Origin of the sequence: Lacisediminimonas profundi, assembly GCF_008831265.1 — a bacterium.
GTDB lineage: Bacteria > Pseudomonadota > Gammaproteobacteria > Burkholderiales > Burkholderiaceae_D > Lacisediminimonas > Lacisediminimonas profundi.
In genome coordinates, this window is record NZ_VTTH01000002.1 from 234,263 (window position 1) to 246,709 (window position 12,447).

Annotated in this window: 10 protein-coding genes; 8 read left to right on the plus strand and 2 right to left on the minus strand. The window is 62.9% G+C overall.

Annotation, left to right across the window (positions count from 1 at the left end; genetic code table 11):
* Nucleotides 1-70: 70 nt before the first annotated feature.
* The 8 genes from FVE66_RS06720 (at nt 71) to FVE66_RS06755 (ending at nt 10,306) form a co-directional block, all read left to right on the plus strand.
* Entirely contained in the window at nt 71-2,320 is a 2,250-nt protein-coding gene (locus FVE66_RS06720) for an alpha,alpha-trehalose-phosphate synthase (UDP-forming) (protein ID WP_206668720.1), read from the plus strand.
* A 243-nt stretch (nt 2,321-2,563) separates the two neighbouring features.
* Nucleotides 2,564-3,781: an amino acid ABC transporter substrate-binding protein gene (locus tag FVE66_RS06725; RefSeq protein ID WP_151446642.1), complete on the plus strand. Its 1,218-nt coding sequence runs from the start codon at nt 2,564-2,566 to the stop codon at nt 3,779-3,781.
* A 64-nt stretch (nt 3,782-3,845) separates the two neighbouring features.
* Nucleotides 3,846-4,721 carry a branched-chain amino acid ABC transporter permease gene (locus tag FVE66_RS06730; RefSeq protein WP_151446643.1) on the plus strand — a complete coding sequence of 292 codons (876 nt, stop codon included), beginning with the start codon at nt 3,846-3,848 and terminating at the stop codon, nt 4,719-4,721.
* On the plus strand, nt 4,718-6,478 hold the full coding sequence (locus tag FVE66_RS06735; RefSeq protein ID WP_151446644.1) for a branched-chain amino acid ABC transporter ATP-binding protein/permease: 1,761 nt from the start codon (nt 4,718-4,720) through the stop codon (nt 6,476-6,478). The genes FVE66_RS06730 and FVE66_RS06735 overlap by 4 nt, the downstream gene beginning before the upstream one ends.
* Nucleotides 6,478-7,185, plus strand: a complete 708-nt coding sequence (locus FVE66_RS06740; protein WP_151446645.1) for an ABC transporter ATP-binding protein — start codon at nt 6,478-6,480, stop codon at nt 7,183-7,185. The genes FVE66_RS06735 and FVE66_RS06740 overlap by 1 nt, the downstream gene beginning before the upstream one ends.
* Nucleotides 7,186-7,275: 90 nt before the next feature.
* Complete coding sequence (locus tag FVE66_RS06745) at nt 7,276-8,034, plus strand: sterol desaturase family protein (protein ID WP_151446646.1); 759 nt, start codon at nt 7,276-7,278, stop codon at nt 8,032-8,034.
* Between the two features lie 38 nt (nt 8,035-8,072).
* Nucleotides 8,073-8,840, plus strand: coding sequence for an SDR family NAD(P)-dependent oxidoreductase (locus FVE66_RS06750; RefSeq protein WP_151446647.1), 768 nt, complete (start codon nt 8,073-8,075; stop codon nt 8,838-8,840).
* 11 nt (nt 8,841-8,851) lie between these two features.
* Complete coding sequence (locus tag FVE66_RS06755; protein ID WP_151446648.1) at nt 8,852-10,306, plus strand: aldehyde dehydrogenase family protein; 1,455 nt, start codon at nt 8,852-8,854, stop codon at nt 10,304-10,306.
* 79 nt (nt 10,307-10,385) lie between these two features.
* On the opposite strand, the gene cnbZ is transcribed toward FVE66_RS06755, so the two are convergent.
* Together cnbZ and FVE66_RS06765 are read right to left on the minus strand one after the other, a co-directional pair.
* Nucleotides 10,386-11,165 (minus strand): 2-amino-5-chloromuconate deaminase CnbZ, encoded by a 780-nt coding sequence (gene cnbZ / locus FVE66_RS06760; protein WP_151446649.1) that lies wholly within the window; start codon nt 11,163-11,165, stop codon nt 10,386-10,388.
* A 10-nt stretch (nt 11,166-11,175) separates the two neighbouring features.
* A complete protein-coding gene (locus FVE66_RS06765; RefSeq protein ID WP_241673060.1) occupies nt 11,176-12,225 on the minus strand; it encodes a tripartite tricarboxylate transporter substrate binding protein in 1,050 nt (349 codons plus the stop codon).
* Between the last annotated feature and the right edge of the window lie 222 nt (nt 12,226-12,447).

Below are 12,447 nucleotides of genomic sequence, written 5' to 3' on the forward strand. Positions count from 1 at the left end.
CATGGTATCTGCCATGCCCGGTTCCGGGTTGCAACCCGGATTCAAAGCTCGCTGAGGAGGAAACATGCGAATGGGCGGAGCCGTTTTCGGCCTGAAATTCATCATTCCGCTGGCGATCGTGCTCGGCCTTTCCGCCTATGCCGTGGTGCCGCTGGTGGACGACCTGACGCTGCGCTGGTTCGTCAAGGACCTGGACATCCGCTCCAGCCTGCTCGCCAACACATTGCAGGAACCCTTGCAGGAATCCATTGCCGAGCGCTCGCGCCGCAAGGTCGTGAGCTTGCTGGACCGCGCTGCCAGGGATGAGCGCCTGCTCGCGCTCGCATTCTGCGGGCCGGATGGCAATGTGCAGTACAAGACCTCGGGCTGGCCGGCTGCCGTGGAATGCCGCGACCCGCAGGTCGAGGGGGCGGCGCCACAACCGTTGGTGAAGCTGCTGCAGGGCCCGGTACATGTGAAGCGCAGCCGCATCGAGCGCGACGGTGACTACATGGGCGACCTGATCCTGGTGCACGACATGAGCTTCATCGAGCGCCGCAGCGCCGATACCAGGAAATATGTGGTGGTCCTGTTCGCCATCCTTGGCATCGTCATCTCGATGATCACCGTGTTCATCGCGTGGCTCAGTTGGCGTGGCTGGATCACGGCCATGAAAGGCTTGTTGCGCGGCGAACTGACGCCGCAGTTGGGCAGCAGCAATTCATCGCCGGCGGTGCAGCCGCTGCTGAGCGACCTGCGGGCGCTGGTGCATGAACTCAATCTCGAACGGCGCCAGCAAGTGGGGAGCGGGCAAACGTGGACGCCCGAGCGGCTGCGCGAACTGCTGCGGGACGAATTGGCCGGCGACGAAATCCTGGTGCTGTCCAACCGCGAGCCCTACATCCATCAGCGCACCGCCGACGGGATCGAGGTCAGCCGCCCCGCTAGCGGGCTGGTGACCGCGGTCGAGCCGGTGATGCGTGCCTGTTCCGGCACATGGATCGCGCACGGCGCCGGCTCGGCCGACCGCGAAACGGTGGACAAGAACGATCGCGTGCAGGTGCCGCCGGGCCAGCCGTCTTACATGCTGCGCAGGGTCTGGCTGTCGAAGAAGGAAGAGCAGGGCTATTACTACGGCTTTGCCAATGAAGGATTGTGGCCCTTGTGCCATATCGCCCATGTGCGGCCGGTATTCCGGGTGACCGACTGGGAAGAATACGTCGCGGTCAACCGGCGCTTTGCCGACACCGTGGTGGCAGAGGCGCGCACCGACAATCCGGTGGTGATGGTGCAGGACTACCATTTCGCGCTGGTGCCGGCCATGGTGCGTGAGCGGCTGCCCAAGGCGACCATCCTCACCTTCTGGCATATTCCCTGGCCCAATCCCGAATCTTTTGGCATCTGTCCCTGGCGCGAGGAGATACTGAAGGGCCTGCTGGGCAGCACAATCCTGGGCTTTCATACAGCTTTCCACTGCAAGAATTTCATGGAGACGGTCGAGCGCTACCTGGAGGCCCGCATCGAGCAGGAGGCGTCCATGATCTCGTTCGGCGGCAAGCTGACGCAGGTCGAGGCTTACCCGATTTCGATCGCCTGGCCCGAGGACGACAGGTCGCCGTCGATCGAGCATTGCAAGCTGGAGGTGCGGCGCCTGAACGCATTGCCGGCGACGCACCGGATCGCCGTCGGCGTCGACCGGCTCGATTACACCAAGGGCATACTGGAGCGCTTCCAGGCGGTGGAGCGGATGCTGGAACTGCATCCGGAGATGATCGGCAAGTTCTCCTTGATCACGATCGCGGCGCCCAGCCGTTCCTCTCTCGACGAGTACCAGAATTTCGAAGCGCGGGTGAGGGCGCTGGCGCAGCGCATCAACAGCCGTTTCTCGGATGGCGGCCCGGCACCGATCATCCTGCGCATTGCCCATCATGACCACGATGAAGTGCAGCGCTATTACCGCGCCGCCGAAGTGTGCATGGTGACCAGCCTGCACGACGGCATGAACCTGGTGGCCAAGGAATATGCCGCTGCCCGCGATGACGAACGCGGGGTGCTGATGCTGAGCCAGTTCACCGGCGCCGCGCGCGAGCTGGCCGAGGCCCTGATCGTCAACCCCTACCATATCGAGCAAGGCGCCGAGACGCTTTATCGGGCGCTGACCATGCCGGAGGCGGAGCAGCGCGAACGGATGCGCAGCATGCGCGCGCTGCTGAAGGATTTCAACATCTACCGCTGGGCCGGAAGGATGCTCAACGACGCCGCCCGCCTGCGCCGGCGTGAACGGATCCAGGCCAAGATCCACCAGCACAGCGAGCCGGCGCTGCTCAAGCGCGTGGTGTAAGGGACAGGCCCGGCAGCGCCGGCAGCCCGTCCAGGTAGCCCGGCCAGGCGTCGGGCTACGCGTTCGCCCGCCACTCCGGATCGTTTCCCGCGTTGATCTCATATTCAGACTTTCTGGTAAATCCGCGGACTGGGCGGTAATGGCATGCCCGACTGCATCGCATAGCATCCTGACCATAGTCGCCCTCAGGGATCACGACTGCGGCGGCCAAACGGTCGTTAAAACAAATAACAGGAGACAAAGATGCCGATCCTTCAAAGGGCGAAACGGTTCGCCATGTTCGCTGTAGCCAGCATGGGTTTGTTCGCTGGCAGCGCCCACGCCACGCCCGGTTCATGCACTGACCCGATCGTCTTCGGAACCACGATTTCGGAGTCTGGTCCGTTCTCCACCCTGGCCGACAAATGGCGCAAGATGTCCGAGGTGTTCGCCGAGGAGATCAACAAGGGCGGCGGCATCGAGGTCAAATCCTGCAAGAAAAAACTGCCGCTGAAGTTCGTGATCTATGACGACCAGAGCGTGCCGGCCACCGCCACCTCGCTGTTCGAGCGCATGGCGACCGTGGACAAGGTTGACTTCTTCGTCGGCCCGGACTGGTCCTCGCTCGGCGGCCCGGTGCCCCCGATCGCTGAAAAGCACAAGATCCCGATGGTGGCGGCGAACATCGCCACGCCTTCCTTCTACGAACGCGGTCTGAAGTATTTCTGGGGCACGCCGTATCCTGTAGTGCCGCGCTGGTCCGAGCGCTACTTCGACATGCTGTCGAAGATGGATCCGAAGCCGAAGACCATCTACTTCATCACGCATGACAATCCGGTGATGAAGGCAATCACCGGTTACTGGTCCAAGAAGGCAGCGGAACAGGGCCTGACGGTGCAGGGCAATGAAGTGTTTCCTGCCGACCTGAAGGATTTCACCGCACTGATCTCCAAGGTGCGCGCCGCCAAACCGGACGTCATCTACATCAGCTCCTTCGACGGCGCCTCGGTGCCGCTGGTGCAGCAGATGCGCCAGCTCAAGGTGCGTGCAATGGACGTGCATCACGCCATGCTGACCGGTTCGCTCCAGCGCCAGGTGGGCAAGGACCTGGAAGGCATGACCGGCGAGCTGTCATGGTATTCCGGCCTCAAGGGACCATATGCTGAATTCGTCGACCGCGTGCTGCAGCGCTCGGGTATCGACATGTTCGATTACATCTTCACGCTGGGCCGGGTCGGTTCCTACCTGACCATGGTGCAGGCAATCGAGCGCGCCGGCGCCGTCGACCGCGAGAAGGTCCGTGAAGCGCTGACCAAGGGCACGTTCAAGTCGCCGGCCGGCGATATCGTGTTTGACGAGCGCGGCTTCCCGACCACCAACGGCGCATTCACGATCCAGATGCAAAACGGCAAGACATCCGTTGTCTGGCCGGCAGGCGTGGCTACTTCGAAGCCGATCTGGCCGTCACCGACCTGGCGTTGAGTCGTCAATCCCGTTGATTCATTCGTCAATCAGTTAATCAGCCGGCGCAGGCCGACCAACCAACATGACAATTGAAACCATCATCCAGGTCTCGCTGGGTGGGTTGCTGCTGGGAGGGCTGTATGCGCTGGTCGCATTCGGCCTTTCCCTGATCTACGGTATCGTGCGCATCCTGAATTTCGCGCACGGTACCCTGCTCGCAGTGACTGGCGTCGTCGCCAGCATCCTGTTCTCGACCTACAAGATTCATCCGTTCTTCATTACGCTGATGCTGGCGCCGGCAGTCTTCATCGCCGGCTACGCGTTCTACCTGAAGCTGCTGCATCCGCTCGGCAAGCGCAACCACTTCGAAGGCACGGTCGGCACCGTGCTGGTGACGGTGGGGGCGATGCTGATCATCAGCGACATCACCGCGGTGCTGGCAGGTTCGACCCAGCGCAACATCGCGATGCGCTTCGACGCTTTCGAAGTCGGCGACATCGTGATCTCGACCACCCAGTTGAACATCCTGCTCGGTATTGCCGCGCTGACGATCGCCATGCACCTGTTCCTGACCCGCACCTGGTTTGGCCGTGGCATCCGCGCCGTCACCCAGGACCAGGTGGGCGCCATGGTCTGCGGCGTCAACAGTACTGCGCTGCGGGCGCTGACTTTTGCCTTCGGCTCGGCTACGGTGGCGGTTGCTGCGGTGCTGTACACGATGTCGTTCCCGGTCAGCCCCTACATGGGTTTCCCGCTTACCGTGAAGGCCTTCACCATCATCGTCGTCGGCGGCATCGGAAACCTGCGCGGCGCACTGCTGGCCGGCATCTTCCTCGGTATTGCCGAAAGCCTGACCGCGCTGTTCTGGAAAGCGGAGTGGGCGCCGGCGCTATCGGTGGTGCTGATGCTGCTGATCCTGGTGGTCTGGCCTGAAGGACGTTCCCGGAGGCCTGCATGAGGACTTTCCTGACACTCGGCATTGTGGTTGCCGCGCTGGCGGCGGTGCCGTTCTTCGGCAGCGCCTACCTGACTTCCTTCCTGTTCACCGTGCTGATCGCCTACATCCTGGGCCAGAGCTGGGATTGGGTCGCAGGAGAGATGGGCTATGTCAACCTTGGCCATTTCGTCTTTTACGGATTGGGCGCCTATGTGTTTGCCATTGCGCTGGTAGCCAAATATCCCTCGACGGTTGCGATCCTGATCGCAGTGCTGCTGACGGTCGCGGTGGCCGCCTTGCTGGCGTTCCCGCTGTTCCGGCTGCGTGGCGACTACTTCGCATTCGCCACGCTGGCCCTGCTGCCGCTGGCGGAGCTGCTGGCCTACAACCTGAGCGACCTGACCAAGGGTGGCGACGGCATTGTGCTGCCGATCGAAAACGTGATGCGCCAGACCTACATGATCGCGCTGGCGATCTGCGTGGTCACATTCATCGTCACGATCCGTATCAACGGCGTCCGCTTCGGCTATGCCCTCAAGAGCATCCGCAATGACGAGGATGTGGCCGAGGTGCTTGGCGTGCGCATCGCGCCCGTCAAGACTGCGGTGCTGGCGCTGTCGGCAGCCTTCGCTGCAATGGCCGGCGCCACCCAGGCCTGGCAGATGAGCTATATCGACCCGGCTACGGTGTTCGGCCTGAACGTGGCCCTGATCCCGGTGGCGATGGTGCTGTTCGGCGGCTCCGGCCTGCGCTGGGGGCCGCTGGTTGGCGTGGTTCTGTTGGCCTGCCTGCAGCAGTGGCTGCTGGTGCGCATGGAAATCCTGCACGCCACCGTCTACGGACTGATCATCCTGTTGATCGGACGCTTCATGCCCGGCGGCCTGTTGCGCGCAGCCTGGGTACGGAACAGCCGCTGGCTGGCGCCGCTATCGCGCGAACATCACAGCTTCATCGTGCAGGCGCCGGTGGCTGTTGCCGCCGTCAGAGCCGAAGGAAGCTGGCCCAGGTTGCCGCTGCCGGCGATCAAGCCGCGTCCGGGTACGCCGCTGCTCCAGTGTCGCGGCGTGCGCATGGTTTTCGGCGGAAACGTGGCTGTCGACGACGTCACGCTGGACATCAACGAAGGCGAGATAGTCGGCCTGATCGGGCCGAACGGATCCGGCAAGACGACCTTGTTCAACTGCATCTCGCGCGTCTATACGCCGACCGCCGGCGAACTGAGCTTCGGCGGACAGGCGCTGGCTTCGATGCGGCGCGACCAGATCGCCAAGCTTGGCGTTGGCCGCACCCATCAGATTCCACGTCCGTTCGGTGACCTGACGGTACAGGAAAACATCGCGATCCCTCTGATGTTCCACGACCACAGCCTGAGTCCGGCGCAGGCGTTCGAGCAGTCGCGCGCCTTCATGGCCTTCGCCGACCTGGAGCGACGCAGCGGCGACCGCGCCGACTCGCTGTCGTTGCAGGAGAAGAAAGCACTGGAATTCGCGCGTGCACTGGCCTGCAAGCCAAGGCTGCTGCTGGTCGACGAAGTGGCGTCCGGCCTGACGCCGGCAGAGGTCAGGCGCTTCGTCGAGCAGATCCGCCACGTGCGTGACGAGTACGGCATCACGGTGATCTGGGTCGAGCACATATTCTCGGCGCTGGCACAGGTGGTGGACCGGGTGGTGGCGCTGGAGCAGGGCGCGGTCATCGCCAACGGCTCGCTGGATGATGTGGTGAAGAACGAGCGCGTGCTGCAGGGCTACCTGGGCAGCGCAGCAGAGGAGGCAGCCTGATGCTTGAACTGAAAAGCCTGGCCGTCGACCACGGCAAGCTGCGCGCATTGTGGGATATCAGTCTCGAGGTGCGGCAGGGAGAAAAAGTGGCGCTGCTCGGCGCCAATGGTGCGGGCAAGTCGACCACGATCGGCGCGATCGCCGGTATCTATCCGGTGGCAGCAGGCAGCGTCACCTATGAAGGCCAGTCGCTGACCAACGCCAGCCCGGCCGAGGTCGTGCGGCGCGGGATTGCCGCAGTGCCAGAGGGGCGGCGGCTGTTTACGGCAATGAGCGTGCAGGAGAACCTGACCATGGGTGCTTACTCGCGCCATTTGCGTGGCAGCGTGGACGAGGGGCTGGAAAAAGTGTTCTCGCTGTTCCCGATCCTGCGCGACAAGCGGCGCCAGAACGCCGGCGAGCTGTCAGGTGGCCAGCAACAACAGGTGGCGATTGCGCGCGGCCTGATGGCCTCGCCCAGGTTGCTGCTGCTGGACGAACCCTTTATCGGCGTTGCCCCCAAGGTGATCGATGAAATCCTCGATGCGTTGCGGCGCATCGTGGCAGAAGGGGTGACGGTCCTGCTGGTGGAGCAGAACATCCATCGCGCGCTGAATTTCGCCAATCGTGCCTACGTGATCGAGAACGGCCGCACGGTACTGGAAGGGAACCGGGAAAGCCTGCTGGACAATCCGGCATTCGCCGACAAGTTCCTCGGGCTGGAGTGAGGCAGGGAGGCAAGGAATACCAGGAGCAAGACCAGGAGCAAGACCAGGAGCAAGACCAGTACGAAGTTCAAAAGGAAAACGGAGACTGACATGCACTATGACGACGAAACCGAGGCGCGCTCGCGCGCCTACCGCGACCAATACCGGGAGAGCACCCCGTCCTGGTACCGCGGGGAGATGCACCTGGCTTTCACGCTGCTGTTTACCGGTGGCGTGCTGGCATACTGCGCGTCGAAGCTGAGCGGCACGACCTGGCAGGAATGGATGCTGGTAGTGCCGATGTTCCTGTTCGGGAATTTCATCGAATGGGCCGGGCATCGCTACCTGCTGCATCGCCCGACCAAGCTGATGAAGGCAGTCTACAAACGTCATGTCGGCACCCATCACCAGTTCTTCAGCCACAAGTCGCTGGACTACAATGGCCAGCGTGACTGGCGGGCGCTATTGTTCCCGCCGTTTGCGCCGGTGCTGTTCGTGCTGACGGCGCTGCCGGCGGCGCTGATCCTGGGCATGGCGTGGACGGCCAATGCCGGCTACATCGTGATGCTGACGATGGCAGGCTATTTCATCATGTACGAGGGGTTGCATACCTTGTCTCACATAGAAAACAGCCCGTTCCTGGACAAGTTGCCGCTGGTGAACAGCGTGCGGCGCATGCACGTGATGCACCACAACCCGGACTTCATGCATACGCACAATTTCAACCTTACCTTCCCGATCTGCGATGCGTTGTTCGGCACCAGCGATCTGGACAAGGGGGTCATAGGCACGCTCTTCAACGGCATGTCGGATGAGGCCATGAAGCCGGAATACCAGGAAATCACAAGAAAGCAGCGCCGCGAGGGCTGATCACAATCAACAACAGGCAATACAGAGGAGAGATACAGATGGAGCAGGCAGGCAGGCTGGCCGGGCGGGTGGCAATCATCACCGGCGCCGCGCAGGGGATCGGGGCGCAGTATGCGCATGCGCTGGCAGCAGCGGGCGCGGGCGTGGTCGTGGCCGACATCCAGGATGCGCAAGCGGTGGCGCAAGCCATCGTTGCGGCGGGCGGGAAGGCGCTGGCAGTCAAGGTCGACGTCACCGACGCCGAGTCCGTGCGCGGCATGGTGGCGGCCACCGTCAAGTATTTCGGGCGGGTCGACATCCTGGTCAATAACGCAGCGTTGTTCGGTAATGTGTCGCTCAAGCCCTTCGAGGAAATCGAATCCGCTGAATGGGACCGCATGATGATGGTGAACGTGCGCGGCTCGTTCGAGTGCAGCAAGGCGGTGTCGGCTGAAATGCGCAAGAACAAGTACGGCAAGATCGTCAACATCGCATCCGGCACGGTATTCAAGGGCGCGCCGATGATGCTCCATTACGTCGCCTCCAAGGGCGCGGTGGTGGCGATGACGCGTGCCCTGGCGCGCGAGCTCGGTGCCGACGGCATTCGCGTCAACACGCTGGCACCGGGACTGGTGATGAGCGAAAATGTGCTCGCCAATCCGGCCTGGAAGGGCGCCATCGTGGAAAACAACGTGGCCAGCCGCGCCATCAAGCGCGAGGCGACGCCGGAAGACATGTGCGGAACGATGCTGTACCTCTGTTCCGCGGACAGCGACTTCGTCACCGGCCAGGTCCTGGTCGTGGACGGTGGCTCAGTAATGCATTGAAGGGGAAGAAAATGGACAATATTTCAGCAAAAAACCTGATCAATGGCGTCTGGAGCGGCGCCCAGGACGGCGCCAGCGCCGCCAGCCGGAATCCGGCTAACCAGGAAGTCATCGGCAGCTTTCCGGCCAGCGGCCGTGCCGATGCGCAGGCGGCGATCGCCGCCGCAGCAGCAGCTTTCGAACTGCCGAACTGGGCCCAGAATCCGCGCCTGCGCCAGCTGGTCATGCTGCGCTGGGCCGACCGGATGGAGCAGCGCGCCGAATTCCTGGCGCAATTGCTCACGCGCGAGAACGGCAAGGTAATTGCCCAGTCGCGTGGCGAGATCATGGGGGCGGTCTCCGAGATCCGCTATTACGCAGGCCTGACGCGTTACATCCCCGGCCACGTTTTTGAAGTGGAGCCGGGCGTGTTCTCCACCATGCTGAAGGAGCCGGCCGGCGTGGCCGGCATCATCGTGCCGTGGAATGCGCCGGTGGTGCTGTTGATCCGCTCGCTGACGCCGGCGCTGTGCGCCGGCTGCACCACGGTGGTCAAGCCGGCGCCGCAAACCGCGCTGATCACCTACGAGGTGCTGCGCGACCTGCATGATGCGCAGGGCCTGCCGCCTGGCGTGCTGAACCTGGTCAGCGAAACAGGACATGCGGTGGCACAGGAAATGGTCAGCAGCCCGGACGTGGCCGTATTGAGCTTCACGGGTTCCAACGCCACCGGCGCTCGCATCATGGCCGATGCCGCACCGACCATGAAAAAACTATCGCTGGAACTGGGCGGCAAGTCGTGCTGCCTGGTGTTCCCCGATGCCGACATCGCTACCGCGGCACCGGCAATTGCGCAGGCCGCGGTCATCATCTCCGGCCAGCAATGCACGGCTGCGCGCCGGGTGCTGGTGCATGGCAGCCGCTACGATGAAATGAAGGCTGCCCTGACCAAGGCTTTCACCAACATGCGGGTTGGTCCTGGCGCAGCCGAGGGAATGCAAATGGGCCCGCTGATCGATGTCCCGGCCCTGAAGCATATCCAGGAGCGAGTGCAACTGGCGCTCGATACCTGCGACGAAGTGATCCTGGCCGGTGGCCGGCCGGAAGGCGATCTGAAGAGCGGTAACTTCATGACGCCGACACTGGTGGCGCACCGGGACACCAGCGCCTTCTTCTGCCAGGAAGAGATTTTCGGACCATTCGTCGTGCTGGAGCGCTTCGAGGATGAAAAAGAGGCAGTAGCGCGCACCAACCACACCGAGTACGGCCTGTCCGCCAGCGTGTGGACGCAGGACGGTTCCCGTGCATTGCGGGTGGCGCGTGCCTTGCGCAACGGTACGGTCTGGATCAATGACCACAACAAGCTGTTTGCGGAAGCAGAAACCGGCGGCTACCGCAAGTCCGGTCTCGGGCGCTTGCATGGCTATGATGCGCTGGTCGACTTCATGGAAATCAAGCACATCTACCAGAACGCCGGCATGGTCTGATCGCTTTCCAGCGGCTCAGCTTGAGCAGCTGGCAAGATGAAAAAGGGAGCCCCAACGGGCTCCCTTTTTCGTTCACCGCTCAAGCCGGCAGAAAGATTTCCGGCACCGCGCCGCGCAGATCCATCTCGTATTCCAGTCCCTTGACCGGTGGCCGCGCGAAATGCCAGGTCAGCCCGCTGCGCATGCGCCCGCGAGTGGCCATCATCTCACCGACCAGCGCGCCAATGTCATGCACGGTGTACGCTTGGGCGCGGCCTACGTCCTCCCAGCCGAATCCCAGCTCGACCAGGCGTTGCTCCATTTCGTCCAGCACATGGGCCATCTTGAGGCGCAGCCCCGCCGGCGAGGTGTCACCCAGGGCGACGATGCGTTCATGGTAGGGCTCGCTGCCGTTGCGGGCATCGCCACCGCCGGACAGCATGAAGCTGGCGGGCGCCGCCGAACCCGTAGGCAGCGTATAGGTGAACGCATACATGCAAACCTGCTCGACACCGCCGTGTTCCGGGCACACATTGGTGCGGGCAACCGGATTGACGACGCTGCTCGACGGCGGGTTAGCCGGCTGGTACAGGCCCCATTCCTGCAGCGTCTTCACGTACTCGCGGTTGAAATCGATGAAGCCCTGGTCGCTGAACTGGCCCGGCGAACGCAATTCGCAATGCGCGAAGGCCGTCATCGGCCGGCCGAGGGCCTGCAGGTGCTGTTCGACCGCCCGGAAGGCTGCCTGCAAGGGCAGCGGCCGCAGGAAGCGCGCCTGCTGCAGCATGAAGCCCGGTTCGGCCGCCACGCCGGCGGAGTACTGGAACACGGCCGGCAGGTAGCGGTAACCGCCGGCGGGAAAGGATATGGCTTTGCTCATTGTCGGGGGCTCAATCTATTTTCATGTTGGATGTGGTGACAATCTGCGCATACTTCGCGATCTCGCGCTCTATGTGCTGGCCGAAGCTTGCACTGCTACCGCCCATTATCTCGATTCCGCGGTCCCCGAGGTTCTTGCGCACGGCCGGTTCCTGCAGCGCGCGGTTCACCAGTGCATTCATTTTCTCGACGGTCTCGCGCGGCATCCCCGCCGGCGCCAGCAGTCCGTACCAGGAGTCGGTTTCGAACTTTGGATAGCCCTGTTCGGCTATCGTCGGAATTTCCGGTGCCAGCGGCGCCCGCGTCAGGTAAGTCGTGCCCAGGGCTTTCAGCTTGCCGCTGCGGATGTGCGGCAGGAAGTCAGGCAGGTTCCCGAACATCAGGTCGATGTTCCCGGCCAGCAGGTCGGTCAGCGCCGGCCCTTGTCCGCGGTAGGGAATGTGGACCATGTAAATGCCGGCCATCTGCTTGAGCATCTCGCCGGCGAAATGCGCGGTGGTGCCATTGCCGAAGGAGCCGTAGGAGAGCTTGCCGGGATTCTTTTTGGCCCACACTATCAGGTCGTTCAGGTTGGTGAAGGGCAGCCCGGGCCGTACCGCCAGTACGTTGGCCGTGCGTGCCATCAGCAGCACCGGTTGCAGGTCGCGGGTGCTGTGGTAGGGCAGGGTCTTGACCAGTGTATGGTTGACGGTGAAGCTGTTGGCCACGCCGCCGAAGCTCAGGTTGTCGGTGGCCTTGGCGGTAGCATCAACGCCGATTACGGTGCCGGCGCCGGGCTTGTTGTCGACAATGACCGGCGAACCCAGATAGCGGGAAATTTCCGGTGTCAGCACGCGTACCACCGAATCCATGGTGCTGGCGCCGCCGGGGAAGGGCACGATGATGCGCACATTGCGGCCATCGGGCCAATTCGAAGCAGCGCTGGCCGCTGGAGACTGGGCCAGTGCAAGCTGCGACATTGCCAGCAAGACGGTGCCGGTGGCAAGGAGCAGGCAGCGCTGCAGGAAGGAATGACGCGGAGCGTGAAGCGGAAAATGACGCTGGGAAGGGACTTCGGACATCAACGGCCTCCAATGGAAACACTCGAATGAAATCGTCGTCACCGAAGGATTGCCCGGCGCATATGTCCTGATAGTAATGGAGCGCGCGAAATCCTGGCAAGATTTTGGTGAGTCCGATTGCCTGGGAATCGACAATGCATTAAGCATGCCCGGTAGAAACCATTACTGAGGCCGCGCGCTGCTGCGGCGCAGCACATCTGCTGCCCACGGTGTCGTGGTTTA